Origin of the sequence: Legionella fallonii LLAP-10, assembly GCF_000953135.1 — a bacterium.
Classification (GTDB): Bacteria; Pseudomonadota; Gammaproteobacteria; order Legionellales; family Legionellaceae; genus Legionella; species Legionella fallonii.
The window spans coordinates 918989-944373 of record NZ_LN614827.1 but is presented as its reverse complement, the minus strand read 5'-3'; the positions used below and the strand labels follow the sequence as shown (position 1 = coordinate 944373).

Sequence of the window (25385 nt, the reverse complement as noted above, 5' to 3'; positions counted from 1 at the left end):
TATCCGAAACTGACGTTTACTTAATAGACTTCTTTCAAAACTCCCTGTATCGAGTGAAATGTGAGGAGAAACAGAGTCCAGTTCCGGAATGTACACAAAAGCCACATGAGGATTCGAGCGCCATAAGTTGACACCATTAAAGGTTCACATATTACCTTGCATTAAAACAAATACACTAACAATAGACTTTACTTAGCAACAAAGAAGTGCTGAGAACACACAATATAGGGGAAAAAATCACAGAAAATAAAGGCTATTGTTCATTTTTAGTAGAATTTGTTGACAAGCTTTAATATCATATACGCTTTCTTATTTGAGCCAGTTTACCATGACACTTACTCCTTTAAACGCAATTTCCCCCATAGATGGCCGTTATGTTAATAAAACAAGGGCTTTAAGCCCTTATTTTAGTGAATTTGCTCTGACTTATTATCGATTAATGGTTGAAATAAGATGGCTTGAAGCTCTAGCTGCTAATGGAACTATTGAGGAAGTTCCACCTCTTGATGCTGAATCCAAGAAGTTTTTATCTGATCTCATCGCCAACTTCGATGAATCAGAGGCCGAAAAAATAAAAGACTTTGAAAAACAAACCAATCATGACGTTAAGGCTATAGAATATTACTTAAGAGATAAGTTTAAAAACAATGATGCCTTAAACGCGATTGGGGGATTCATTCATTTTGCGTGCACCTCAGAGGATATTAATAATTTAGCGTATGCGTTAATGGTCAAACAAGCTATTGCCCAAGTGATACAACCCACCCTGGCTGAAATTATGGGAGGTATTACTCTCCTTGGTAAACAACATGGTGATGTAGCAATGTTGGCTAGAACCCACGGTCAGCCAGCAACCCCAACAACCATGGGCAAAGAGTTGGTCAATTTTGTCGCTCGCCTGAAAAGGCCACAACAGCAATTAGCAGAGGTGCTGATCCCAGGTAAATTTAATGGTGCTGTTGGTAATTATAATGCACATGTTATCGCCTATCCTGAAGTAGATTGGCGAAAGCATTGTGCCAATTTCGTTACTTCCTTAGGTTTATCTTTTAACCCATACACCACACAGATTGAACCTCATGATGGTCTTGCCGAAGTGTCGCAAATCATGGTGAGAATCAATAATATTCTCCTAGATTATACCCAAGATATTTGGAGTTATATTTCTTTAGGATATTTCAAGCAAAAAACCGTTGCGGCTGAGGTGGGCTCTTCAACCATGCCGCATAAAGTAAATCCCATTGACTTTGAAAATGCCGAAGGAAATTTAGGCCTGGCCAATGCTTTATTTATTCATTTTACCAACAAACTGACCCAATCTCGTTTACAGCGAGACCTATCGGATTCAACAGTATTACGCAATATAGGGGTAGCGTTTTCCTATAGCTTAATTGCCTATCATTCTATAGCGAAAGGTAATGATAAATTGCAAATCAATAAACGTGCTCTTGAGCATGACTTGAATGAGAACTGGGAAGTTTTAGCAGAGGCGGTACAAACGGTAATGCGTCGCTTTAATGTTCCAGAAGCTTATGAACAGCTAAAAACCTTAACTCGTGGACAAGGTGTTGATGCTGAAAGTCTTAAAAACTTCATCAACAATTTATCCATTCCTGATGAAGCAAAAGCGCAATTGCTTACGTTGACGCCCGCAACCTATACCGGACTTGCTGTTCAATTGGTCAAGGCATTTTCATGAGTGATACATTCTCCCAGGAAGGGAAAACTTTTGAATTTGATGTTTTAGTGATAGGAACGGGGTTGGCTGGTTTGCACTATTGTTTGCAAATACTGACCATGCAACCCCACCTTAAAATTGCCTTAATCAGCAAGGCAGAGGCCACAGAATGTAATAGTCGTTATGCTCAAGGGGGTATAGCCGCGGTACATTCTCCTGAAGACTCTCTGGAGTCTCACATTGAAGACACTCTGATTGCAGGTGATGGTTTATGTTACGCACCAGCGGTAGAATTTATTATTCGCCAAGGGCCTCAAATAATAAAGCAACTGAGCGAATATGAGGTTCAATTTAAACGTGATAGTAGTGGCAATTTTCATTTGGCCCAAGAAGGTGGACATTCTCATAGACGCATTTTCAACTGCGGCGATCAGACGGGTTTAACCGTTACTCAAACCCTGAACCACCTAACTCGACAAAAGCAACAAATTCATTTTTTTGAGCATCATATTGCGGTGAACTTAATTACCCAGTATCACCCCCATAGGACCGATAACCAAGGAGAGGTTCTTGGCGCTTATATATTAGATTGCAACAGTAACCACATTCATACCTTCATAGCCAATTGTGTTGTTTTAGCTACAGGTGGCGCAGGTAAAACCTATCGTTATACCACCAATCCCATGGTTGCAACGGGAGATGGCGTCGCTATGGCTTATAGAGCAGGGGCTCGAGTTGGAAACATGGAGTTTTATCAATTCCATCCTACCCTATTACACCACCATACCCTGAATAATTTTTTAATTTCTGAGGCAGTTCGTGGCGAGGGAGCTATACTGAGAATACCAGAGACTGGCGAACGTTTTATGCAACGTTATGCACCAGATAAACTTGAGCTTGCTACCCGAGATGTGGTGGCTCGGGCTATTTTTAGTGAAATAGAACGAAGTCAGGCAGGTTATGTTCATTTGGATATTACCCACCAAAGTAAAGCTTTTTTGAAAAAACGTTTCCCACAAATTTACAATACGCTGTTATCTATAGGCATAGACATGAGCCAGGATATGATCCCAGTTGTTCCTGCAGCTCACTATCAATGTGGCGGCATTCTTACTGATATAGATGGACGCACGGACTTAAAAAGACTATATGCCATAGGAGAAGTAGCTTTTACAGGACTTCATGGGGCTAATCGGCTTGCAAGTAACTCCTTACTTGAAGCATTGGTTATGGGAGCTAATGCTGCTCATTGCTCTCTAAAAGACAGTGTTAGCCCAATAAAATTTATAAATAGCGTATCTAATTGGAGTGCTCCAGGAGAAGTTAATGCCAGGCGCGCCAGTCAAATCAACGCGCAATGGAGAGGTCTAAGAGGAGAAATGACTTCTTATGCCGGCATTGTGCGTACTGAAGCTGGATTACAAGATCTGCTACAATTAATTATGAAACGCAAAAAAATAATTGATGAGTATTATTGGAAGCATTGTATTACCAGAGACTTTATTGAACTAAGAAACATCATCCTGAATGCAGAGCTAATTGTTAGAGCTGCTCTATCAAGAAGGGAATCGCGTGGTGGACATTATAGAGAGGACTTTCCTCATAAAAATGCTAAAGCACAGGAGAGTATAGCAAAGCTAGGTGCTGTGGATAGTTCATTGGACTAACAACTTATACTCCAAGGAATTAAAATGGCCTAAAGGCAAAGGAAAAACATCTTCAAAATGTTGACGTAGTTCGTGTACACTGCGCCATTTCAAATGTTTCTTTCTTCGACATTGTTTCTTTGCTGATTATTTCGTAAGAAAGCTAAATGAAACAGGATTTACGCAAAACAAGACTAAGCTGGCTTTTAATCAGGCGGAGCGTGTTTAATGTAAATCCGTAGAATAATTGAGGTCTATGTGATGTTTAATAGTTCCACGGCTTACCAACCCGAAACGACATTAATGCATATCAATAATGATATGAGCATTTGCCAAAGTGATTATCCTATTGACTGGTATCAAGAAGAGTTTATTCCTTATGCACAAGAATATCAGGCTCTTCCTGATCGTAAGCTAACTACTGTTCTTGCGTGGATGAAGCCTTACCTGAAAAAAGCCCAAGATCACTTTGGTGATCAACTATTATTACTAGCTCATTATTATATGGGTGGCGACATCGTCAGATTAGTCGAACAGTTCGGTGGCAAAATTGGAGACTCTTACCAACTGGCCTTAATGGCGGCAAGCCATCCAGAAAAATCAGTGATTATTGAATCGGCCGTACATTTTATGGCGGAATCCATTAGTATATTGGCCCATAACAACCAGCAGGTCTACATTACTAACCCCAAATCTGGATGCACCATGGAAATGCTGGCCAAAGATTTTATGGTTGAACCCGCGTTTCTTGATTTAAACGAACGCTATGGGGCGGAAAATATTTTACCCGTTTGCTATATGAATACCTCCGGACGAGTTAAGGCAATGACTGGAGCTCAAGGTGGCGCAGTATGTACTAGCTCTAATGTAAAGAAAATATTCCAATGGGCACAAAAGCAAAATAAAAAAATACTCTTCATTCCCGATCAACACATGGGAGAAAATGTGGCTTATTGGTTAGGAATTAAAAATCTAGCGTATTGGCCAGGAGGAACTGCTGGCGCACACTACTCTCTTCCTGATCAAGATAAAAAGACACTGGATCAGTTTGATAAAGCCGAATTAATCCTATTTTCCAGCCACTGTGCCGTTCACACTGTCTATCAACCGGAAATGTGCGACTACTGGCATAGTCAACAATACACCACTATAGTCCATCCTGAGTGTCGAAATGAAGTCATTCGCGTTGCCCAACATTCGGGCTCTACTGCATTCATATGGGATTATGTGGTTCATGATAAAGCAGGAACCAAGCAATATGCCATAGGCACAGAAAATCATATGGTGGAAAACCTCAAGCAACACTGTAAATCATTAGGAATCAAGGTGGTCAATCTGGCAGAAGCCCCAAAAAATCATGAGGAAAAAGGAATTGGTTGTGGCTGTGCCACCATGTCACGCAATGATCCTCCCCACCTTGTAGCGCTTGTTGATTTACTGCGTCAAGGTAAAGCCATGCCTTACAACGAGGTAAAGGCTGGTGACGTAGTGAATGAATTTACCGGTGTTAGAAACAGATTGACAGTAAATGATCAACAATGGGTCATTGATAATGCCAAAAAATCCCTGGAAATGATGATTAATATTACCGAAGATAGGATTTGAGATGCTTGTAGGTGCCGGGCAATCTGTTGCCCGACAACTACAAACTACTTTTTTTCAATTGTTAAACCAGGGTACCAGCGCCCCAAATTGGTTCATCTATGTCGCAATAATATTTTATTAACGATGGAAACCTCCACCATGGAAACCACCGCCATGGAAACCACCGCCATGGAAACCGCCGCCATGGAAACCGCCGCCATGGAAACCGCCGCCATGGAAACCGCCGCCTCCGTGGCCCCAACCACCGCGACCCCAACCTCCTCGGCCCCAGCCTCCGTTACCCCAACCCCCTCCGTAATAGCCGCCACCAAAGCCAACCAGGTTAACCAGGCCTAAGCCATAACCAAGTCCATCATCAACCCCATAGCCAAGTCCATAATCATCAATGCCATAACCTACAGGAGAGACATAGCTTGTACTATAACCGGGAGAATAAGCATAGCCAGGGGAATAGGCAGTTTCAGTAACACAACCAGTCAAAAAGGTTAAAGGCACAACTATTAATACCGCTAAAAATGTTTTTTCCATGATAACATCCCTGAACGAACTGTATTATAAGTATACAACACGTATCCTATATTAACCTTGCTCGCCGGGCCTGTGTGCAGTGAATTGCTGACCTATCCTCTAAATTAAGGCATTCTTTGTTAGTATAAAATTCATATTTTTCAATTAAGTTAATCAGCCACGCCATTGAATGATTTTTTTAAAAATATCTTTTTTAGATAATAACCTGGCAAATTCATCAGCTGTTAAGGGTTGACTAAATAAGTAGCCCTGTATTTGATCACACTGATAAGCCTGTAGGAATAATAGTTGATTAGAATTTTCAACCCCTTCAGCAAGACAAACTAGCCCTAAAGATTTAGCCATTGCAACTATTGTTCTTACCATCACTGCATCATGTGTATTTGAAACCATCTGTTTTATAAAAGATATATCGATTTTTAATGTTTTTAGGGGCAAATTCTTCAGGTAGGAAAGTGAAGAATATCCCGTGCCAAAATCATCTAATGAAAATGTAATCCCTAATTTAAAAATAATATTTAAATTTTCAATTATATCTTCTATGTTAATTAAAGAGGACTCTGTGATTTCTAGATCTAAATATTTTGCACGCAATTTTGATTCTTGTAATATTTTCTTTACATCTTGAGGAAAATCTTTCTTCATTAATTGTTTTTTGGAAACATTTACTGAGATAGGTATAGGCCTCAATCCTTGAGATTGCCATTCCTTATTTTTTTTGCATGCTTCCTTTAATACCCATTCTCCTAATTGGATAATTATATCGGATTGCTCTGCAATCAAAATAAACTCTGTCGGTGAAATCGAACCATAAGTAGGATCATTCCATCGACACAATGCTTCAACGCCACAAATTAATCCAGATGATATATCCACTTTAGGTTGGTAGTATAGTTCAAGGGCATTTGTTTCTATTGCTTTTATAAGTAAATGTTCCAGCTCAAATTGCTTCGTTAATTTCGTAGTAGCCTCTTCAGAAAAAAAACGATAAGGAGGCTTACTATCAGATGTAAGCAACCGCATAGCATAAATTGCATTCTCTACTAATTGATTTGCATCATGGCTGTCATTAGGGAAAATACTAATGCCTATATTAGTAGATAGTGAATATTTTTCCTCTTTAAATTCAAATTTATCTTCTAATGTATTCAATATATTTTCCAATTTCATTAAAAGAGACGAAGTCTGAGGATTGATAGTAATAAAAAGAATAAAATGATCCTCTTCCCATAGAGAAATACCATCAGATTTCATAAGCGTTTTTTTTAGCCGTGCACTGGTTTCATTGATAATGCAACTAATCACCTCATCTCCAGCAGAGCTTTTTAACTCTTGAAGTTGGTTAATTTTTAAAGAAATTACAGCAATTTGCTGAGGATATTGCGCCACTTCAACAGCTTGTCCTAATCGTTCTTTTAATATATGGCGGTTAGGTAGTCCCGTTAAAAAATCATTAAATGAAGAACTCTCAGTATCGATTCGAATTTTATTATTGTAGTAGGAGTAACATAATTCACGCTCAACTAACCGAGCAAATTGAATTAATTGTTGTTGCTTTCGAGAATTGAATTTTCGAGGTCTCTTATCAATAATAGATAATGCTCCTATTGGTTTTCCTGTTGGGCCTCTCAATAAAGCTCCCGCATAAAAAGAGATATGGGGCTTATTCAAAACTAAATGGCTTCCTTCAAAGCGGGGATCTTTTTTTGCATTATTAATAACTAAAATTTCTTTTTCATATAGTGTATGGGCACAAAAGGATATATCCCGAGGTATTTGATTTATTGATATTCCCGTATAAGATTTAATCCATTCTCTATGTTTATCAACCAGGCCAATTAAGACAATAGGCACATCAAACAGATCTGAAATTAGATCTGTAAATCTATCAAAACGTTCTTCTTTGCCTGTATCTAAAATATTTAATTCGTAGAGTTCTTTTAAACGAGATATTTCAAAATCTGCTTCTGGTATAAAGTGCAAATTCTCCATAATAATTTTATTCCTTAAATAAAGAGTGAATAAATTCCATCTTTATTAATAAGTTGAGACTTAGGAGCCATCTCATGAATAATGTAAATCTTTAATACCTGAAAGTGTCATATTACGCAATCGAAGACATTAGGCTGATGAAGAACGGCATAAGAGAAAAACCTAATATTAAGAGGCTAATGAGCCTTTCGGTATTTTGGCGGGTACTCTTATGCGGTGTAGTCTCTTAATGTAAGTATAGTAAAGATAGGGGATCCGGGAAGGAAATTATCCGTTTATGCTGCGGCATATTATACGAATAAATGATTCTATTAATTACTGCAGAGTAGTAATGGTTAGGTTCAAATATTTAGCTTATTGATTCAGCCGCGCCAATGAGTGATTAAAAATGCTTAACAATTTCTTCGTATCAAATAGAACCTTTTTACTATTTGCTGTTTGCATTGAATGTTTTCGCATGAATGCTATTGCATAAAACAACCTATAAAAATCAAGTCTGGTTTGTGCTGACTTATCAAGATGCAAGGCTTCTGCCCAGTAATCAGTATATATAGTATCAAAACCTTCGAGTTCAAGACACGTACTGGTCAGCGCAATCACTAATAATGGATCACCAAAACACATTTCATCAACGTCTACAATACCTGCAATCTTGCCATTGTATACAAGTACATTTCGTTCGCTGGCATCCCATAAAAAAGGCATTGGCCGAATTATTCTAAAACTTTCCTCCATATCTTTAGCTACATCAAGAACTTCTGTAACCAGTTCTGGGTTAAAAAAGGCATTGTTTGTTATATGCTCTTTGTATAATTCTAATCTTTTTGACAAAAATTCATACCATGTTTTTTCTGCTGAAATATCATGATAACTATCAAGAATACCAAAACCAAGGCCTTCAGGAAGCCTGTTACATAGAGCTTGTATGTTCATCATCTCATTAGCTAAATTTTTCTTATCTACATCGGTAAGATGTCGATAGACATTAATGAGATCATCGCCAGGCAGGCGCATCATCAGTAATGCTGGATAAGGGGAGTACTCAGCATCTAAATCTGATTTAATAAATTCAGCAAGCGGAACTCCTAGTGGGAGTAACATTTTCTGCCATGCAATAGCAGCGTGAAATTTATGTTTGTGACTGATATCAGTCATACGGAGAATATATTCTGCAGTAGGAGTCTTTACGGCATATACAAAATTTTGCTCTCCTGTTGCCATTCGTGCCACAGATAGCACCTTCTCTCCTGTCATTGAATGTACGATAGAAGATGTAATTTGTTCATTTGGTGTCTTCATTGGTCTAAGTTCAACTTAATTCAAATATATTTTCTATGGAGTATCGATGCTATTCTTTTACAACTGATTTAGTAAAATCAATCGTAAAGGAAGCGGTAATTATATTTAGTATAATATATCAAAACGTTTATCCCTGTCGCTAAAAACCTGTTTTTCGTACGGCACGATATTTTCCTCAGCGAATATCTCTATGAACACTCGAACTAAGAACTCTTTACGCATGGCAGCAACGCCGGGCAATTTGTCGCCCGACGTAGGCGGGCTTTTTTTTCTTTGATGAAGAGCGGAAATTGTTTTCTTTTATCCAGGCAATCACAAAACCCGCTTTTGTATAAAAAGGTGTTTCAAAATCAACTGTTGACATAATAGCTCCCTATTATTGTTTGTTATTGACTGGTGCGCAGCTATTAGCGATGGATTTTGACTAATCCTTAGTAAACTCAAGCAGTGCGTTACGGAAATCAGGGCAGTTTGCCCAAGATGTGCGACTCACCCTATAATTCCTAACTCAATAGAATGCGTTATATTTCAAAACGCAGTTAATTAATACAAAACATAGCAATTTATATTGAAATGCTATATTATTCGTTTTTTTGGAGAACAATATGGGTATAGTAAAAATTTCCGATGAGTTACATGAAGCGACTAAACTGATGGCAAGGGCTATGAGTCGTTCAATTAACTCCCAGGCAGAATATTGGATTAGAGTAGGAAAGTTGGCGGAAGAAAATCCGTCTATTACTTATTCTGATATTCTCAAAATTTTGGTAAATCAAGCATCATTAGGTGAAATAAACGATGTTAGTGAAAACTCCTGAAGAGATAAAAAAAATGAGGATTGCTGGTAATTTAGCCGCATCTGTACTTCAAATGATAGAGCCTTATGTGATTGCCGGTATAAGCACCAATGAGCTGGAGCAAATATGCCGTCAATATATTCTTAAAGATTTGAAAGCAATTGCCTCTACATTAAACCATTATGGATTTCCTGCATGTATTTGCACCTCCATTAATCATGTTGTCTGTCATGGCATACCCTCAGATAAAATACTTAAAAATGGTGATATTATTAATATTGACGTTACTGTACAAAAAGACGGTTATATCGGTGATACCAGCAAAATGTTTCTCATTGGCGATGTACAACCTTTTGCTAAAAAATTAGTAGAAGTTGCTCAAGAATGTCTCTATAAAGCCATTTCAATAGTGCGTCCAGGTACTCGACTTGGAGAGATAGGCTACATAATTCAGAAACACGCAGAACAAAATAGATACTCAGTAGTTCGGGAGTATGGTGGCCATGGTATTGGTAGATCAATGTGGGAGGAGCCTCACATCGCGCATTTTGGCAAGCCAAATACAGGATTACAATTACAAGAAGGAATGACCTTTACCATTGAACCAATGATTAATTTAGGTCGTAAAGAGATCAAAACTTTAGGTGACGGGTGGACAGTTGTTACAAAAGATCGCAAATTATCTGCGCAATGGGAACATACAATTTTAGTCACTAATAATGGATATGAGGTACTGACCTTAAGGTCAGATGAGCATTTAGGAGTATCCCCTTAGCTTACTTTTTTAAGGTAATATTTTAGTATTTTAGGGACGGTCCGGGACGTCCCCTATTTGAGATGATACACATTGGCTGATATACATTATTAGAGCTTGCAATGGAACTCCTATCTAATGACTTACCCCTTGTGCTTTTTTTATTAATAGGGAAAACCATTCAAATGATATGAGCCAATTTTCTCATAACAGCACACCCTGGGCAAAGTGGTGTTTAGGCTCCCCAATTTCTATCTTTCACAACAAAATAAAAATCATTAACTAAGTGCACAACGGATGGGATTATGAGATATTACTACAAGTAAACGTATTTTACTCATATCATTCAAGGATACGAATATGTATGTTTTCCACCAAATTGGCGGATTCATAATCAAGACCGTGGATTCATGTTTATTATTTTTACGCTTCTTAGGCCATTTATCTTGCAGTTTAATCAATGTGTTATTGAGACGCCATTCCATTTCACGGCATGCCGTAATAAGAACGATATTTAACTCAGGAGTTAAGCTTGCTGTACCGTTGATACTTACCAGTTCATTAATGGGTATGGCAATCATATATACCATCATTAGTGCCCTAAAAAAATATAATTTGCAACATCAGGCTTGGATTTTTGCCCAGGACATTATAACTCAGAATTTAGTCCCTCTTTTAATTGCCCTTTTTTTATGTATTCAATCTTCGTTAACATTAATTAGTGCCCGCGAAGACCAATCACAGCAGATATCAGAGAATGTTGTTCTTGACCATGTTTTACCCATAATGATTGGGATGAATATAGCTGGAATACTATTATACATTTATTGCATTGCTGCGTTTTATTTCAGTGTTTATTTCTTTGTTCTCTATGTTTTTCAACATAACCCACAACACTATTTCATTCACTTAAGAGAATATCTTACGCTCTCTAACTTTATCTCCTCAGTGCTAATTACCGGATTCTATTGCACCTTTGTGAGCCTCTCTATAGGCTATTACTATTATGTAGTTGCTTATAAAAATCGTCCAATAAGCAAAGCCATGTCGCAAATCATAACCTGGGGGCTTGTCTGGCTGGCAATATGTGGTGCTAGTGTTAGTTTTATTATTTTTTAGGGGTTGTTAATGGTGCATGAACGGTATTATACATTCGTTGGTGTTTTTGTGGTGGTCGCACTAAGCTTGTTTGTCCTCGGATTCGGTTATTTATATCATCAGTATGAAGAAACAAAGAACCAAACCTATGTTATGTTTTTTAATGGATCATTAACAGGCATAAGCGCCTCTTCAGCAGTCGCCTATCGTGGAGTTAAGATTGGTGAAGTAAAACTCATTGAAATTACTGAAAACGAAGCTAAAACCAATGTTGAAATTCCTGTTTACGTCAATTTTTATGTTGAAACGAGACTCGGTATTACAATACGACCGATTGAACTATTAATAAAGAAAGGCGTTGTGGCCAACATATCACAACCTAGTTTACTGTCAGGCGCGGCTCAAATTGATCTTATTGAAACAAATTCACCGGCCACAGGCCAACAGAAATATTACCGAAAAATTCCTATTTTCCCAACAAATGCTGTTGAAAATCCAACAACCTTTAATGATACTTTAAAAACCATAAGAACGACCGTCAAAGAATTTGGTGATTTTATACATTCAAAGGAAGTTCGCGACACCATTGATTCGGTAAAATCCATGACAGATAGTTTAGAAATATTAGCCAATACAATTAATCAAAATTCTACTCCTTTTTTTAGTAATTTTGCTCAAACACTGGCGCAGGTTTCTAAAACAGCGAATTCATTGCAGAATTTATCCGATTATTTATCGCGACATCCTGAATCGCTAATAAGAGGCAGACCGTGAAAAAATACGAAATGGGTATAATTTTAATGGTTGTTTTTAACCTAGTGGCTTGTGGACGAAGTAAAAATCCAGATTATTATATTTTAAATCCGATTCCTCTCTCCAAAACATCTACAAATATCTACCACAACTTAAGGATAGGGATAGATAAAATCAGCGTACCTGCTTATATTGAAAAACCTCAATTAATCATTAATTACACCCCACACCGAATGCAATTAGAAGAAGATGAGCAATGGATTGAAGGCTTAGACAAGAACATTGCTCGTGTCATTGTCACTAATCTTTCCACCCTCTTACCGGGAGCTATTGTAAATACTTCACCTTGGGAAATTATTTTTAAACCGAATTATCACTTAGAAATAAATATCTCACAATTTACTATTGATGTTTCAGGAAATAGTGTCCTACGTGCTGACTATACTATTTATCAGGATGAGCATTTAATTGGAAAACATAATTTTTATACGGTTCAAAAAATACCCGTTGTTAACACTGAAAACCTGGTTATTAGTATGAATAGTAATTTAAATCACTTAACGCAGGATATTGCTAGATATTTTAAGCATAATCACAAAAACGCATAGGTTATGCGTATTCCACTGATACCAATCAACGATTCCATCGCTGGATAGAGTCAAATAATTCTGTTGGGTTTGCTAATGGCTTCATATAAATAGTGTATTCTCTATTAGGGTCTGTTGACAATTCACCGCCCGCCTACGTGCCGCGGCTTGTCCGCGGCATCCAGTAGATCTCAATCATTGGCCAATTTTTGAAACGTTTTTCACGGCGAGCTGCTTCAATATACAACTCATGCACTTCACCACCTGTTATTTGAAAATCAATAGGTAATCCGTGAGCATCAACCGCCATATGAATTTTTGTTGTATTCCCTGCAACCGATATACCAATGCCTTGTTCTTCTTTATTGGGTAGACCTGCACTATGTTGGTGAGCTTTGACAATACTGCCATCAATAAAGCGCCATTCTAAATCCGGCCCTTGTACAAACGTTTTAAAAATATCCATTAATTTATTCTTAGATGACCATCGATTAAATTGTTGATAAATTGAATTCCAGCATCCAAAATCTGTCGATAGGTCTCGCCAAAGACAGCCCTCACGCATACGATACAACATCGCCTCAACTATTATACGAAGATTAGGCTTGTCATAAATTCCATGCTGTAGCATGATCTCCCTCAGCTTAAACCATAGCTCATCTTTGAGCATTAGTCTATGCATTTTATACTTGGCGTCAGAACCGGTATATTATGAGTTTGCTCTTATTAATCAATGCATTAACAAGAACATATATTTTAATTCGACCATCTACTGGATGCTGCGGACAAGCCGCGGCACGTAGGCGGGCGGTGAATTGTCAACAAACCCTAGCAAAACAAGGGCTACCGAACATATCAGACCTAACTCTGACTCAAACAAATACGATATCAACGTGAGTTCGCAATAAGACCCCATGGACGTACGGTTCTCGGAACGAAGTTTCATTTATCAATTTATTTCCAGTTGCATCAATTAAGAAACTTGATGAGCAATATTAATGGTAAAAATATAAAGTTTGCTGATTCTGAAAAAAACATTTGCATTTAACTCAAAATTTATATTAATCTGAAAGAGACTCACAAGGAAAAGGAGATCACCATGGGTAAAAATGCTACAGACACTCAATTAAAAAAAGGAAATGAGAAATCGATACAATCTTATTCTAATCAGGGATCACCGCTTTTTTTTAGTCAACAACACACCCCCCCATCAACTGAAGTACAGAAAACCGAAAGAACACAGGAAACACAACAACCGGCTCAAGAAATAAACTTACAGACAACTACGGACATTTTATTAGCTGCAATTTTACAAGAATTAAAAACCCAGAATATGCTTGCACTCATGAATCTAAAGATCCAGCAAGAACAAGAACAAGAGAAGTTGCAAGAAGCTGAGAAAATGCAAGAACACGATAGTGCTAGATTCGAAGAAGTCCGATATACAATGTACTCTTGATTCAATATTTTATATTCCTTCTAGCCAATTAACTGATGACTCGTTAATTGGTTTTTTACTTTTTTCAGATTTCAAAGACTAATTCAGATTATTCTGTGCTTTGCTTTCATCAATTGCATTTTTGAGGATTGCTTGTTTATTTGGCCATTGTTGAATTAATGACTTATTCAATTGGGAACAATGTTCAGCAAGCCACGGACCAAACTGCATCAAGATCAAAGGAATTCTAGGTTTGACACATGCTTCGAATTCTTTTCGCACTTCCTTTTTACACAGATCATTGTTTCCAAGACAGTTTTTTATAATATCATCGGCTAATTGCTGCCAGTTTTCTGGCGGCGTCACCCCAAGGAATGATTCAGTCATGATTTTTGGCAGGATATTTTGACTAATAGAAACCAACTTTTTGGGCTCAACTTTTTCTTCGCAAAATTCATGCTGTAAGAATGCATATATTTCTTTTCCAATACGCTCGACTTCATGCATGTTAAAACATGGGATTGCATTAGAGCCAGATTGCGTCCCCTGACTTGCAATAAGTAAATTGCTGCATAAAACAAGAGTCAAACAAATTAATATTCTTTTCATTATTTCATCCTTGATACTTCATTATAAATATAACTATAGAAGAAAAAACCACTACCTAGTTGTAGTTAAATGGCTGCCAGGGATTGATTTTTATTGAGCAAGGTTGTCGCAGTAACTAGACTGATGCATGCCATAAAAAATAGATAATATGATGGAGCTAAACTATTTATATTGTCTATTAGCAAAGTAACAATTACTGGCGTCGTTCCACCAAACAACGCGTTACCAAGATTGTAAGAAAAAGCGATACTACTATAGCGTACATTTTCAGGGCAATTTTCAACGGCCGCTGTTAACGTGTTACTTTGATCTAATGAGCTAAGTATGGTTGCTATAGCCAAAGCTAAGGCCGTTAATGATAATGACTTAGACTGTAATAAATAAATACAAGGAAAAATTAAGAAAAGAATTGCTATCGATGTGAGTATCATAATTCTTTTTCGACTAAAATAATCACCCAGTAGACCACCTAGCGGAACAACAAATAACATTCCAATTAACATCATGCTTTGAAAGAATAATCCCGTTTTTAGCGAAAATCCCATATAACGCTCTAAATAGGTGGGAATATAGCCTACAAAAAAATAATAAAATGTTGAACTCATACAAGTAAGTCCCAAAATTTTAATTAATTGCAGCGGAGCAACTTTGAACGCGGTTATTAAGGGATGCTCTTTGAGAAGGTGAAATCGTTTTAAACGCAGATATACTGTGGTCTCAGTTAATTTAAAACGATAATATATAATGAATGCTCCTGGTATTCCCACAAAAAGAAAAGGTAATCGCCAAACCCAATCTTTAATCATCTCTTCAGAAAAACTAAGAGTCAGCAAAATACACATTAACGTTGCCAATAAAAAACCTAAATTTGCTCCTGTTGCGGCAAAGCTTGTGATAAAACCACGCCTTTTATAGGGTGCTGATTCAGCCAAATAAATCATTATTCCACTGTACTCCCCTCCTATTGAAAATCCTTGTATTAGTCTCAGTACAACAAATAGGATGGGGGCTAATATCCCTATACTCTCATATGATGGCAACATTCCGATTAACATAGTGGATACTGTTATCGTGAGAATGGAAATTCTTAATGTAATTGCTCGACCATAAACATCTCCGAAGTACCCCAAAAAAATGCCGCCTATGGGGCGGCAGAGAAATCCCATAGCAAATACAGTAAGCGTAAAAAATGTTGATATATTTGAGAATTGTTGGGGAAAAAACTTTGTAGAAATAATTGGGGTCATAAAAAGGAATAGTCCTAAATCAAACCATTCGATAATATTCCCTATACTTGAACTAATTATTTCTCTTTTTTTCAATTAAGGTTATCCAACTATTTTACTAAAGTAGATCGTTACGAAAATATATTACTTCATATTGACACTCTTAACTTAACGTCAGCTTAAAAATAATTAAGGAGACAGCTCTATTTAAATTCTACAGGCTTCTCATAAATCCCCTAACATCCATTTCACATCGTACGGTATTAAAGTATTAAACTACATAGCTTATTTGTGCAATAAACTGATTGGCATAAGTATGTGTGTTTTTTAAGGAAAATAATACAGGATAAGCATATTGGTTAATGACAACTTGGCCATTCCCTAAATTAGCACGCAGAAAATCAGAGAACTTATACCCGACTCCAATTCGTATATGTTGATCGATAGGACTATCTATACCCACACCTAAACTGTAACTAAAAGAAGTATTTGAGTGGTCAGCAAAGGAAGGCGTAATGTTTATGCTGCCCGTTTCATTAGTAAATGCTTGATAATTTTTGGCCTGATTAAAAGCAACTCCTAAACCGATAGATAAGTAGGGATAGAGAATATGATTCGTTTTAGGAAAATGAGTCTTCTTAAAAAACTTACCCACCGCCAATAACTGTTGGGTTTGCAAAGTGTATTGGTATTGATAAGCAGTAGAAGTCTCAGGTTCAATGCCCACTGTGTTGGAACCATAAAGAGAAGTATTGCCAAAATAACTGTATTCCAGACCAGCCTGTAAGAAAAAATTGGTGTATGATAAAGTAGGTTCTACACCTAAAAAAACACCAACTAATCCTGTAGTTTTTGAGCTATTCACGCCGTTATAAACAAACACATCATCATCTGTGCCTAAAAAGGAATATGAGCCAGGTCTCGATGATAGGTTTGCTACGCCACCAAATACAGAACCAACAGGTCGATATGATGACCTTATCGTACCCATATCACCAGCATAGGCCAGTGATGTCCCAAGCATTACTGCCGCTAGACCTAAAACAGGGTTTCTTATCAACATAATCCCTTATCTGCGAATAAAAAATTAAACTCCACTTTAAATTAAGTATTTTTTTTTATCAAGAAAATTCAAGATAACTCTTTTATGATGATACAAAAGCTCTACTAATTTGCCGTATAAAACTGACATTCAAGCAACCCTTGAGTGCACACAAAGCCACCCCGTGTATCTATCCAGGTATAATCTGCTCGTGAGGGTATTTTTGTGAGCACCGGCCACCAAATAGAGTATTCACCAACGGAGTTTCTATAAGTGCAGGTCACTCCCTGCCCATAACCAGCAACAAGAATATTAGCTCGTACAAATTTGGTATTTTCTTCGCCTTGGGGACTATTAGGAGAAAAAGGATTTTCTATCCAAGGATCGGGAGGCACTCCCCATTGTAATGAAGTAGTTGCAGGATCAGGGCAATTAGAGGCAAAGCATATTGCACTCAACTGCACCAATAGCAATCCAACAAGTACTGCTCTATTTTTTAGCATAAACACCCCTCGTTAACATCTATTGATACGATATTCCTCTCTCATTATTTAATATTCGACGCTAAAATGTCAAATTAGTTTAAATAAAAACCAAACATATTAATCTTTTTAAATATTATTGATTTATTCATTGTTAGATTCTGTATCTTTGCTATAATGGCCGTGCGTGCCGGGGTGGCGGAATTGGTAGACGCGCCGGATTCAAAATCCGGTGATGGTGACATCGTGTCGGTTCGAGTCCGACCCTCGGTACCAAGAAGAAGTTGCAACATGTCTTGTTGGTTCAAAATCACTCGAAATCCATGCCTTTTTATTTAACTATTTTATCGAATAGTAAATAGTATTTATACAATGACTCTGTCCAAAAAACTACTTGAAATATATGCTCTTTAGCGTACAGCAACGCCGGACAATTTGTTGTCTAATCGACGCTGTCATTTTGCTGAATATGGCACAATGCGTTTTGCGCGCTCTAGATGACAATGTTTTAGTTGGGGTATAAGGGCATCAGCTTAAGATTTTGGAACGATTTGTTGCATAAAATGCCTCACCCTATTCTACGAACCTATTATCTTATAGGATCCAAAGAGCCTTCTTTTTCTAGAGGGGTTTCTTCTTGTGCGAGCAGTTCTTTCGTTTGTTCTTTAATCTTAATTAGAAAAGGAATAAAAGCTAGTGCAAACACTATAGATAATTCATACAGACCGGTCCACCCTATATTCATCTGAATAGTCGCAGCAACAGGACCTGAGAGTATACGGGGTAATGTAGATAAAGCGACCAACAATGAAAATTGAGTGCCAGTAAATTGTTTATTAACCAATCTCATAAATAAGGCAACCAAGGCAGTGGACGCTAGACCTGCAGCAAAATTATCCGAAAAAACAGCAACGGCTAATAATGGTACATTTTTTCCATAAATGGCCAAAGCGACAAAAAATACATTGGTTAATGCTTGTAATAATCCAAAAAAGAACAAGGAACGATATAAACTATAACGAGTCAATAAAACTCCGGCAGTTAATCCTCCTAGTAAGATGGCCCCCAACCCTAGCATTTTATTGATATAACCTATGGTCTCTAATGAAAAGCCCAGCCCTTGAATTAAAAAAGGCATGACAATACCACTAGTAGTGGTGGTAAAAGCTTCTCCTAGCTTATAACAAAAAATAAAGAATAAAAGATAAATAACTCCGGGACGGGCTAATAATTCTTTAACAGGTGCGATGAAAGAAAAAGCAAAACTACTTTTTTCTTTGATTTCTATAGAGGGTTCCTTACTCAATAATATGGCAAACATACCAATTATCATGATGAAACCCATAAAACGATAAGTAATGGCCCAACCTAACTGCTCTGCCATAATCAGTGCTAAACCACCAGAAAGCAATAATGCCAGTCTATAACCAAATACGGCTATAGAAGCTCCTAAAGCATGCTCAGTTTGCGGGAGGTATTCGGCTCTATGAGCATCTATGGCCACATCTTGAGTGGCAGAAAAACAGGCTAAAACTAAAGCCAAAAACGCTAAGGCTTTAGGATGTTGGTCAGGCGAAAACCAAGCCATGCAATTAAACCCTATCAATAGAAGTATTTGCATTGTTAAGATCCAACTGCGGCGCTTACCTAAACTAAATAAAGAATAACGATCAAGAATAGGCCCCCAAAAAATACGGTAGGCATAAGGAAGGCTTACTAAACTTAATGCACCGGTAGCTAAAACGGACATACCGCTATAGGCAAACCATGCCTGCAAAGTGCTACTGATTAAAGCCATGGGCAAACCAGAAGAAAAACCTAAAATGAAAACGATAAACAAGCGTTTATTCATTTTTTAAACACCCGAAGCCGATGCAACATTAGAAAAGATTTCGCGAAAAAGCAGATTTTAACCATTGTTACCAATTAAAACAAAAATTCGTCATTGTAAGCATTATTGAAGCACCTCTATTAGGCTCCTACCTTGAGTTACTTCATTTTCTTCACAAGAACATGAGATGCTACCTTTTGAAAAATAGCTAACGATATTCATCCTGAATTATCTAACTCAGGATGAATAATGTGCTTTAGGCAGAAGCTTTTTTCACAGAAATCAAATGAATCTTGAAAATTAAAGTTTCATTTGGTCCTATTGGGCCACCAACACTACGTGGGCCATAAGCAAGACCTGATGGAACATAGATTTCCCAAGTAGAGCCAGCAGGCATTAATTGTAATGCTTCAGTCCAGCCAGGAATTACTTGTGATACTTGGAACGTTGCTGGTTTACCAGTCTTTTCTGTGCTATCGAATACTGTACCATCGATCAAACGACCAGTATATTCAACAGTTACAGTATCTGTTTTACCTGGTTTAGAACCATTGCCACTTTCAATGATTTTATATTGCAATCCGCTTGGTAATGAAACAATTCCAGGCTTAGCTTTATTTTCTTTTAAAAACGCTTCACCTTTTGTCTTGTTTTCATCAGCTTTCTTGTTAAACTCAGCAGAACGTTTTGCCATTAAATCTTTCTGAAATTTATTCAAAACATCTTTCATTTGCTGTTCAGTCAAAATCAGTTGAGCACCGCTCATACCATCCTGCATTCCTTTAGCCAACACTTCTGGATTGATATCAATACCTTGAGTTTTGAAGTTTTTACCTAAATCAGCACCAATACTATAAGATAATTTATCTTTATCTGTAGTTAATGATGTAGCATCGGTTGCAGCCATTGCAGTTGACATTGCCAGCCCCATGACGGCCGCAGCGACCAATTTGATCTTCATAAACAATCCCCTTTTAGTCTTTCTTAAATTACATATCTTCCTTATGTACAATCAGAAAGATATAGAACATTGTAAAAATGCCCGTTCATTCTGCCTAAATTCACATAAAATTACCAGTCATAAGCTATTATTTAATTACAAATAGACAAATCCGATTTATCCTTCTACACTTGCCACTAAATAGAACAAGAGAGTTAGATTATATGAACATCAGCGTGTTTGATTTATTTTCTATTGGTATTGGTCCCTCGAGTTCGCATACTGTAGGGCCTATGTTAGCAGCTAATGCCTTTTTACAATTACTCCAAGAAAAAAATCTCTTTGATAAAATACAACGTGCCAAAGTAGAACTCTATGGTTCTTTAGCCTTAACTGGTAAAGGGCATGGTACCGATAAAGCCATTGTCAATGGGCTTGAAAATAAAGCACCAGAAACAGTAATACCAGAAACTATGATACCTCGCATGCATGAGATACTTAGTTCTCATACTCTCAATTTAGCCGGTAAAAAAAATATCTCTTTTAATGAAGCAACTGATTTCTTATTCTTACAAAAGGAACTATTACCCAAACATAGCAATGGGATGCGTTTTTCAGCTTATGACAGCTCAGGTAACTTATTAATTAATCAAGTATATTATTCTATTGGCGGTGGGTTTATTACCACAGAAGAGGATTTTAATAAGACAACCGAAGACTCTAATCCACCACCTTACCCTTTTTCAACTGGAGATCAGTTACTTAAATTATGCAAAGAAAATAACTTAAGCATCGCTGAGTTAATGATGGCTAATGAAAGGACCTGGAGAAGTACTGAAGAAATTCATAAAGGAATTTTGACTATTGCTCAAGTGATGGATGAATGTATTGCCAATGGTTGTAAACATGATGGTACATTACCCGGTGGTTTGAATCTCAAAAGACGAGCACCCTCTCTCTATAAAGCGTTAATGGATCAAAAAGGTGTTAAAAGTGTTTTTGAGCAGTCAGATATTATGAACCATTTAAACCTTTACGCTATGGCAGTTAATGAGGAAAATGCCGCTGGCGGTCGCATCGTTACCGCCCCAACCAATGGTGCTGCAGGAATTATTCCAGCCGTACTCAAATATTGTCAAATGGCTCATGATAAGATGAATGATGAAGACATCTATACTTATTTCCTTACGGCCGCAGCTATTGGTATTCTTTATAAAAAAGGCGCGTCTATTTCTGGTGCCGAAGTAGGATGTCAAGGCGAAGTAGGCGTTGCCTCTTCTATGGCAGCAGCTGGACTTACTGCGGTTCTCGGCGGCACGGTAGAACAAGTGGAAAATGCAGCTGAAATCGCTATGGAACATCATTTAGGAATGACCTGTGACCCTGTTTTGGGATTGGTACAAATACCTTGTATTGAACGTAATGCTATGGGAGCGGTCAAAGCGGTTAATGCTACACGAATGGCGCTCATAGGAGACGGACAACATCATATTTCTTTGGATAAAGTGATTAAAACAATGAAACAAACAGGTATGGATATGCAAAGCATTTATAAAGAAACGTCTATGGGTGGTTTGGCGGTTAATTTGCCTGAATGCTAGCCGTTCACGTAATGACATAAACTTAAGAGGTAACCTACCCTCTCTCTCGAGGGAGAGGGTGTGGGGCGAGGTCTTAGAAAGATATTACATCCGCAGCTTGGGGCTATGAACCAAAGATTCAATTTACAACTTAAGTCATTTTCAAAAGTAATATTGAACTAAGAGAAATTCTTTTATTAATTAAATTCAATAAGATACGAAAAACAGACTTGAATTATTTTTAATCATCTTCTATCAATATAATACAACCTATTTAATTAAGGAGATGAGCTTAAAGGAACAGATAAACTATCTTCAAATGTGACATAACGCAAAGTAATAAATAAGTGGGAATAACCCTTATCCGTTTTATACCTTTAAAAACCTTAATTTAAAAAAATTATTACTTAATTAAAGCGGTATTGTATTTTGCAAGGAGGCTATCATGAAAAAAATACTACTTCTTTCTTTAGCATTGTTTGCCTTTTCTCCAGTATATGCTACTGACACGAGCGGGAGTAGTTCAGGGGCAAGTACAGGAACAGGCGTCAATACAGGCCCTACTAGCACAGGAACTAACATTAATACGGGGACTGGGTCTACTAATACTGGTACTAATAGTAACAGTAATGGCACAATAAATAATCCAAGTACCAATGGTAATAACGGTACTAATAATACCGGTACAGGTACTAACATGGGCACCCCAAATAATAGCTCCAGTACCCCTAATCATTAATTAGATTGTAAGCCCAAGGAGAAGTTTTACTTGGGCTCAGCATCATGTTAACAATTGGTCGCGACCAATTACATACTTCATGTCTAGTCTGCAACCTACAAGCTCCTTAAATTAACGTCAGTTTCGGATAAAGAAGGTTCAAAAAGGCATAACTCAAAAATACAGGATTATTTAAATGGCTGTGGGTATTCAGGTGCTAATTTAGCAGCTAATTTTTGCCATAGTGCCATGCTGAAATTTATATTGCTTTCCCCGGCAGGTTTTAGAGTATTAAAGGCGATAAATACTATGTTTTTTTCTGGCAAAACAGAAAATATACCGCTATAACCGCCAAAACGAGGGTTCTGGATTAACCAATGATTCACTACTCCAAAGCCCATCGCGAAATAAAGGGCGCTGGTATTCTGTCCCTTACCCACAGTTTCTGGCGCTCTTAATTGTTGAGTAGATTGCTCTGATAACAAACTGCCTTTCATCCAAGCATTAGCCCATAATCCTAAATCTTGAATGGTAGAAACCGTAGCTCCAGAAGTAGATGTCCAAGATGGATCCCAAAAAGTAGAGTCTTCATAGATGTGTCTGTCCTGACTAAAAGAGTGCAATACTGGATATGGCATATTTGCTGTACGCTCAAATCGAGTATTGTTCATTGCTAATTTATTAAAAATAGCTTCCTCAAACAATTCATTCACTGATTTGTTACTAACCTTGCTTAAAATGGATCCAAGAAGAACATAGTCCGTATGGGAGTAATGTTGGTTTGTGCCAGGTTTAAATAAAGGCTTCTGCATCAAAGCATAATCTAACAACTCTTTATCAGACCAATTTTTGAAAGGATGATTGATTACCGCATCAACAAATTTTTTATTATAAACATAATCAGGATAACCACTGGTACCATTGGCTAGCATTTTTAATGTAACACTAGCTGCATTAGGTAAATTGGGATACCACTGCGCGATGTTATCATCGAGTTGCAATTTTTTTTGTTCAACTAGTTGCATCAGTACCGTTGTTAACATAGTTTCTGTTATGCCACCAATACGAAAATGCATGTCATCTGTTACAGGCACATTAGTCATAGACTGGCCAATTGCATTAGTGCTGATTGGCTTCCCATCCACCCACAATCCATAAATCATTGCTTTTACAGGTTTGTCTTTAACAAATAGCTGTACTTGGTTATCAAGCCAACTTTGCGTGAACTCAGCGTATACACAATGGTGTATCAAGAACAAAACAAAAATACACAGCACGTGAATTATTTTTCTCATTTTCTCAAGCACTCCAGTTAGCAGTAAGTTCTCATTGATACTGATCTTATTGGTGCTTTTATCTATTGTAACTCCTGCTCATGCCCACAAATTTCGCAGTGATACATTTCGCTTATCCACCTCATAGCTCAATAAAAAGAAGTACCCATTAATTTCGATAGCTTATCTAGATTTAATTCTCTTGAGCAGTAAAAAAGATGAACTGCTCAAGAGAATTATCTTATTTTCCATTAACTCTCAGACTGTACCTGCTTATTTTGCATAAAACACAATCCTTGTCGCACGAATAGTATAACCAATACTAAAAACCATAACCCAGCCAATATAGTGATAAAAGCCAATAACGGTTTAGTACTTACGTACCCCATGAAAACAACGGCTAGTGTTGCTGTCATCATGTTAATAAAACTCATCATAGCAGAACCACTGGCTTTATCGCTCACAGCATTAGAAGCGATATAAGAGCCACCTGCAAACAAGAAACCACTAAATAAGTATAAGAATAAAGTACTCATGAAAAACCACAATACGAGTGGATGTCCAGAATAGACCATTAGAATTAAACAGCCTATACTTAATGCGGTGCCAGTCAAACCCAAATACACTACATTGCTCGCACTGTATTTTTGTAATGCAACTTTAGCTAATAATCCTCCAGACAGCATGCCAACCATATTCAGTATATTCCAATATCCATATTCTGCCGGTGATAATTGAAATAAGTCAGAGGTAATTTGTGGGCCTGCCGCTGAAAAGCAATACCCTATAGCGGAACAAAGACCCACTACCAAAGAATATATTAATAAAGAATCTGAAGATAAAACAGTCAGATATCCTTTGACAATGGAATTGAAGTTAATTACGTGGGAAGTGATTAACGTTTCACTAAATACCTTTGTTCCATAAAGCATGAGCAAGCCATGCATAAACAGTAGCATAAAACAGTTATACCAATGACTGTATTCACTAATCACCCCTCCCAAAAGTACGGCAAAGCCAATACCTAAAGTAAAAGATAATATGGTATAAGCCATTGCCGTTTTTCGTTGTTCTGCTGGTAACCATTCATTAATAAGCATAAAAGTACATGCCAAACCACTTGCGGCGCCTAGTGCAGTGACAAACCGGCCGGCAATTAATATCCAATAGGAGTGGAAAATAAGCCCGGAATAACAAACGAGGATACCCAGAAGATTGATGACTAACCCGGTACGCAGGGCAGTGATTCGCCCAAAACGATTTGCTAAAGGGCCATAGATCAACTGGCCTATCACATAACCGATTAAAAAAGCAGATACTATCCACTCAATTTGACCTTGAAGAAGGGCATACTGCTGCTGAATTTCAGGTAAGGCAGGCGTAATAATTGCCGCGGAAAAAGAAGCTATAGAAATATAGCTCAACAACCAAAATATTTTTAAAAATGGCATGATAACTCCTCATGGTGAAGCCTTTAGGACATCAACAATTAATTTAGATACCATTCA

Annotated in this window: 24 protein-coding genes, 1 tRNA gene and 1 pseudogene; 12 read left to right on the top strand and 14 right to left on the bottom strand. The window is 37.4% G+C overall.

All coding sequences use genetic code 11. The annotated features are described in order from the left end of the window. Nucleotides 1-328: 328 nt before the first annotated feature. The 3 genes from purB to nadA all read left to right on the top strand — a co-directional run bounded on the left by purB (nt 329) and on the right by nadA (nt 4929). On the top strand, nt 329-1699 hold the full coding sequence (gene purB, locus LFA_RS03730; protein ID WP_045094980.1) for an adenylosuccinate lyase: 1371 nt from the start codon (nt 329-331) through the stop codon (nt 1697-1699). Next, nucleotides 1696-3345: an L-aspartate oxidase gene (nadB, locus tag LFA_RS03725; RefSeq protein WP_045094979.1), complete on the top strand. Its 1650-nt coding sequence runs from the start codon at nt 1696-1698 to the stop codon at nt 3343-3345. Before purB ends, nadB begins: the two co-directional genes overlap by 4 nt. A gap of 240 nt (nt 3346-3585) precedes the next feature. Next, entirely contained in the window at nt 3586-4929 is a 1344-nt protein-coding gene (gene nadA / locus LFA_RS03720) for a quinolinate synthase NadA (protein ID WP_045094978.1), read from the top strand. A gap of 117 nt (nt 4930-5046) precedes the next feature. Here nadA and LFA_RS18745 read toward each other — a convergent pair whose 3' ends face one another. The 4 genes from LFA_RS18745 to LFA_RS19745 form a co-directional block, all read right to left on the bottom strand. Then, nucleotides 5047-5457, bottom strand: coding sequence for a hypothetical protein (locus LFA_RS18745; protein ID WP_052673847.1), 411 nt, complete (start codon nt 5455-5457; stop codon nt 5047-5049). A 153-nt stretch (nt 5458-5610) separates the two neighbouring features. Continuing rightward, nucleotides 5611-7449, bottom strand: a complete 1839-nt coding sequence (locus LFA_RS03710; protein WP_052673846.1) for a sensor domain-containing phosphodiesterase — start codon at nt 7447-7449, stop codon at nt 5611-5613. A 354-nt stretch (nt 7450-7803) separates the two neighbouring features. Next, a complete protein-coding gene (locus LFA_RS03705) occupies nt 7804-8670 on the bottom strand; it encodes an aminoglycoside phosphotransferase family protein (RefSeq protein ID WP_231865922.1) in 867 nt (288 codons plus the stop codon). 292 nt (nt 8671-8962) lie between these two features. Then, nucleotides 8963-9112 (bottom strand): hypothetical protein, encoded by a 150-nt coding sequence (locus LFA_RS19745; RefSeq protein ID WP_157010272.1) that lies wholly within the window; start codon nt 9110-9112, stop codon nt 8963-8965. Between the two features lie 241 nt (nt 9113-9353). Between LFA_RS19745 and LFA_RS03700 the strand changes: the two genes are divergently transcribed. Continuing rightward, nucleotides 9354-9566 (top strand): ParD-like family protein, encoded by a 213-nt coding sequence (locus LFA_RS03700; RefSeq protein ID WP_045094976.1) that lies wholly within the window; start codon nt 9354-9356, stop codon nt 9564-9566. Then, the gene (gene map, locus LFA_RS03695) at nt 9547-10320 is read left to right on the top strand and encodes a type I methionyl aminopeptidase (RefSeq protein ID WP_045094975.1); all 774 of its coding nucleotides are present in this window, start codon (nt 9547-9549) and stop codon (nt 10318-10320) included. The genes LFA_RS03700 and map overlap by 20 nt, the downstream gene beginning before the upstream one ends. A 257-nt stretch (nt 10321-10577) precedes the next feature. Here the strand turns inward: map and LFA_RS20250 are convergent, their stop codons facing one another. Next, entirely contained in the window at nt 10578-10880 is a 303-nt protein-coding gene (locus tag LFA_RS20250; protein WP_231865947.1) for a hypothetical protein, read from the bottom strand. Between LFA_RS20250 and LFA_RS03690 the strand changes: the two genes are divergently transcribed. From LFA_RS03690 to LFA_RS03680, 3 genes are read left to right on the top strand one after another with little or no spacing between them, the layout of a single operon-like run. Then, nucleotides 10762-11418, top strand: a complete 657-nt coding sequence (locus LFA_RS03690) for an ABC transporter permease (RefSeq protein WP_231865921.1) — start codon at nt 10762-10764, stop codon at nt 11416-11418. The genes LFA_RS20250 and LFA_RS03690 overlap by 119 nt on opposite strands. Before the next feature lie 9 nt (nt 11419-11427). Next, the gene (locus LFA_RS03685; protein ID WP_052673845.1) at nt 11428-12171 is read left to right on the top strand and encodes an MlaD family protein; all 744 of its coding nucleotides are present in this window, start codon (nt 11428-11430) and stop codon (nt 12169-12171) included. Continuing rightward, the gene (locus LFA_RS03680; protein ID WP_231865902.1) at nt 12168-12758 is read left to right on the top strand and encodes a PqiC family protein; all 591 of its coding nucleotides are present in this window, start codon (nt 12168-12170) and stop codon (nt 12756-12758) included. Before LFA_RS03685 ends, LFA_RS03680 begins: the two co-directional genes overlap by 4 nt. A 226-nt stretch (nt 12759-12984) precedes the next feature. Here LFA_RS03680 and LFA_RS03675 read toward each other — a convergent pair. Further along, nucleotides 12985-13419 (bottom strand): annotated as a pseudogene (locus LFA_RS03675) (IS5 family transposase); the annotation flags it as partial. Nucleotides 13420-13836: 417 nt separating this feature from the next. On the opposite strand from LFA_RS03675, the gene LFA_RS03670 reads away from it, so the two are divergent. Further along, nucleotides 13837-14196, top strand: a complete 360-nt coding sequence (locus LFA_RS03670; protein WP_045094973.1) for a hypothetical protein — start codon at nt 13837-13839, stop codon at nt 14194-14196. 78 nt (nt 14197-14274) lie between these two features. On the opposite strand, the gene LFA_RS03665 is transcribed toward LFA_RS03670, so the two are convergent. From LFA_RS03665 to LFA_RS03650, 4 genes are all read right to left on the bottom strand, one after another. Further along, entirely contained in the window at nt 14275-14784 is a 510-nt protein-coding gene (locus tag LFA_RS03665) for a hypothetical protein (RefSeq protein WP_045094972.1), read from the bottom strand. Nucleotides 14785-14849: 65 nt separating this feature from the next. Further along, nucleotides 14850-16106, bottom strand: a complete 1257-nt coding sequence (locus LFA_RS03660) for an MFS transporter (RefSeq protein WP_045094971.1) — start codon at nt 16104-16106, stop codon at nt 14850-14852. A gap of 175 nt (nt 16107-16281) precedes the next feature. Continuing rightward, nucleotides 16282-17073 carry an outer membrane protein gene (locus LFA_RS03655; protein WP_052673844.1) on the bottom strand — a complete coding sequence of 264 codons (792 nt, stop codon included), beginning with the start codon at nt 17071-17073 and terminating at the stop codon, nt 16282-16284. 104 nt (nt 17074-17177) lie between these two features. Then, nucleotides 17178-17555 carry a DUF3757 domain-containing protein gene (locus tag LFA_RS03650; RefSeq protein WP_045094970.1) on the bottom strand — a complete coding sequence of 126 codons (378 nt, stop codon included), beginning with the start codon at nt 17553-17555 and terminating at the stop codon, nt 17178-17180. A gap of 168 nt (nt 17556-17723) precedes the next feature. Here LFA_RS03650 and LFA_RS03645 point away from each other — a divergent pair. Continuing rightward, nucleotides 17724-17810, top strand: a tRNA-Leu gene (locus LFA_RS03645). 313 nt (nt 17811-18123) lie between these two features. Here the strand turns inward: LFA_RS03645 and LFA_RS03640 are convergent. Together LFA_RS03640 and LFA_RS03635 are read right to left on the bottom strand one after the other, a co-directional pair. Further along, nucleotides 18124-19386, bottom strand: a complete 1263-nt coding sequence (locus tag LFA_RS03640; RefSeq protein WP_045094969.1) for an AmpG family muropeptide MFS transporter — start codon at nt 19384-19386, stop codon at nt 18124-18126. Nucleotides 19387-19621: 235 nt separating this feature from the next. Continuing rightward, the gene (locus LFA_RS03635; protein ID WP_045094968.1) at nt 19622-20326 is read right to left on the bottom strand and encodes an FKBP-type peptidyl-prolyl cis-trans isomerase N-terminal domain-containing protein; all 705 of its coding nucleotides are present in this window, start codon (nt 20324-20326) and stop codon (nt 19622-19624) included. A 203-nt stretch (nt 20327-20529) separates the two neighbouring features. Here LFA_RS03635 and LFA_RS03630 point away from each other — a divergent pair, with 203 nt between their 5' ends. Together LFA_RS03630 and LFA_RS03625 are read left to right on the top strand one after the other, a co-directional pair. Beyond that, nucleotides 20530-21906 (top strand): L-serine ammonia-lyase, encoded by a 1377-nt coding sequence (locus tag LFA_RS03630; RefSeq protein WP_045094967.1) that lies wholly within the window; start codon nt 20530-20532, stop codon nt 21904-21906. Between the two features lie 424 nt (nt 21907-22330). Continuing rightward, complete coding sequence (locus LFA_RS03625) at nt 22331-22624, top strand: hypothetical protein (RefSeq protein ID WP_045094966.1); 294 nt, start codon at nt 22331-22333, stop codon at nt 22622-22624. Between the two features lie 167 nt (nt 22625-22791). Here LFA_RS03625 and LFA_RS03620 read toward each other — a convergent pair whose 3' ends face one another. Further along, nucleotides 22792-23898, bottom strand: a complete 1107-nt coding sequence (locus tag LFA_RS03620) for a serine hydrolase domain-containing protein (RefSeq protein ID WP_052673843.1) — start codon at nt 23896-23898, stop codon at nt 22792-22794. 230 nt (nt 23899-24128) lie between these two features. Further along, nucleotides 24129-25328, bottom strand: coding sequence for an MFS transporter (locus LFA_RS03615; RefSeq protein ID WP_045094965.1), 1200 nt, complete (start codon nt 25326-25328; stop codon nt 24129-24131). Between the last annotated feature and the right edge of the window lie 57 nt (nt 25329-25385).

Bases quoted from the DNA above. Each gene is read 5' to 3' on its own strand.
- purB (WP_045094980.1), top strand. From the start codon at position 329: ATGACACTTACTCCTTTAAACGCAATTTCCCCCATAGATGGCCGTTAT.
- nadB (WP_045094979.1), top strand. From the start codon at position 1,696: ATGAGTGATACATTCTCCCAGGAAGGGAAAACTTTTGAATTTGATGTT.
- nadA (WP_045094978.1), top strand. From the start codon at position 3,586: ATGTTTAATAGTTCCACGGCTTACCAACCCGAAACGACATTAATGCAT.
- LFA_RS18745 (WP_052673847.1), bottom strand. From the start codon at position 5,457: ATGGAAAAAACATTTTTAGCGGTATTAATAGTTGTGCCTTTAACCTTT.
- LFA_RS03710 (WP_052673846.1), bottom strand. From the start codon at position 7,449: ATGGAGAATTTGCACTTTATACCAGAAGCAGATTTTGAAATATCTCGT.
- LFA_RS03705 (WP_231865922.1), bottom strand. From the start codon at position 8,670: ATGGCAACAGGAGAGCAAAATTTTGTATATGCCGTAAAGACTCCTACT.
- LFA_RS19745 (WP_157010272.1), bottom strand. From the start codon at position 9,112: ATGTCAACAGTTGATTTTGAAACACCTTTTTATACAAAAGCGGGTTTT.
- LFA_RS03700 (WP_045094976.1), top strand. From the start codon at position 9,354: ATGGGTATAGTAAAAATTTCCGATGAGTTACATGAAGCGACTAAACTG.
- map (WP_045094975.1), top strand. From the start codon at position 9,547: ATGTTAGTGAAAACTCCTGAAGAGATAAAAAAAATGAGGATTGCTGGT.
- LFA_RS20250 (WP_231865947.1), bottom strand. From the start codon at position 10,880: ATGATTGCCATACCCATTAATGAACTGGTAAGTATCAACGGTACAGCA.
- LFA_RS03685 (WP_052673845.1), top strand. From the start codon at position 11,428: ATGGTGCATGAACGGTATTATACATTCGTTGGTGTTTTTGTGGTGGTC.
- LFA_RS03670 (WP_045094973.1), top strand. From the start codon at position 13,837: ATGGGTAAAAATGCTACAGACACTCAATTAAAAAAAGGAAATGAGAAA.
- LFA_RS03665 (WP_045094972.1), bottom strand. From the start codon at position 14,784: ATGAAAAGAATATTAATTTGTTTGACTCTTGTTTTATGCAGCAATTTA.
- LFA_RS03655 (WP_052673844.1), bottom strand. From the start codon at position 17,073: ATGTTGATAAGAAACCCTGTTTTAGGTCTAGCGGCAGTAATGCTTGGG.
- LFA_RS03650 (WP_045094970.1), bottom strand. From the start codon at position 17,555: ATGCTAAAAAATAGAGCAGTACTTGTTGGATTGCTATTGGTGCAGTTG.
- LFA_RS03640 (WP_045094969.1), bottom strand. From the start codon at position 19,386: ATGAATAAACGCTTGTTTATCGTTTTCATTTTAGGTTTTTCTTCTGGT.
- LFA_RS03635 (WP_045094968.1), bottom strand. From the start codon at position 20,326: ATGAAGATCAAATTGGTCGCTGCGGCCGTCATGGGGCTGGCAATGTCA.
- LFA_RS03630 (WP_045094967.1), top strand. From the start codon at position 20,530: ATGAACATCAGCGTGTTTGATTTATTTTCTATTGGTATTGGTCCCTCG.
- LFA_RS03625 (WP_045094966.1), top strand. From the start codon at position 22,331: ATGAAAAAAATACTACTTCTTTCTTTAGCATTGTTTGCCTTTTCTCCA.
- LFA_RS03620 (WP_052673843.1), bottom strand. From the start codon at position 23,898: ATGAGAAAAATAATTCACGTGCTGTGTATTTTTGTTTTGTTCTTGATA.
- LFA_RS03615 (WP_045094965.1), bottom strand. From the start codon at position 25,328: ATGCCATTTTTAAAAATATTTTGGTTGTTGAGCTATATTTCTATAGCT.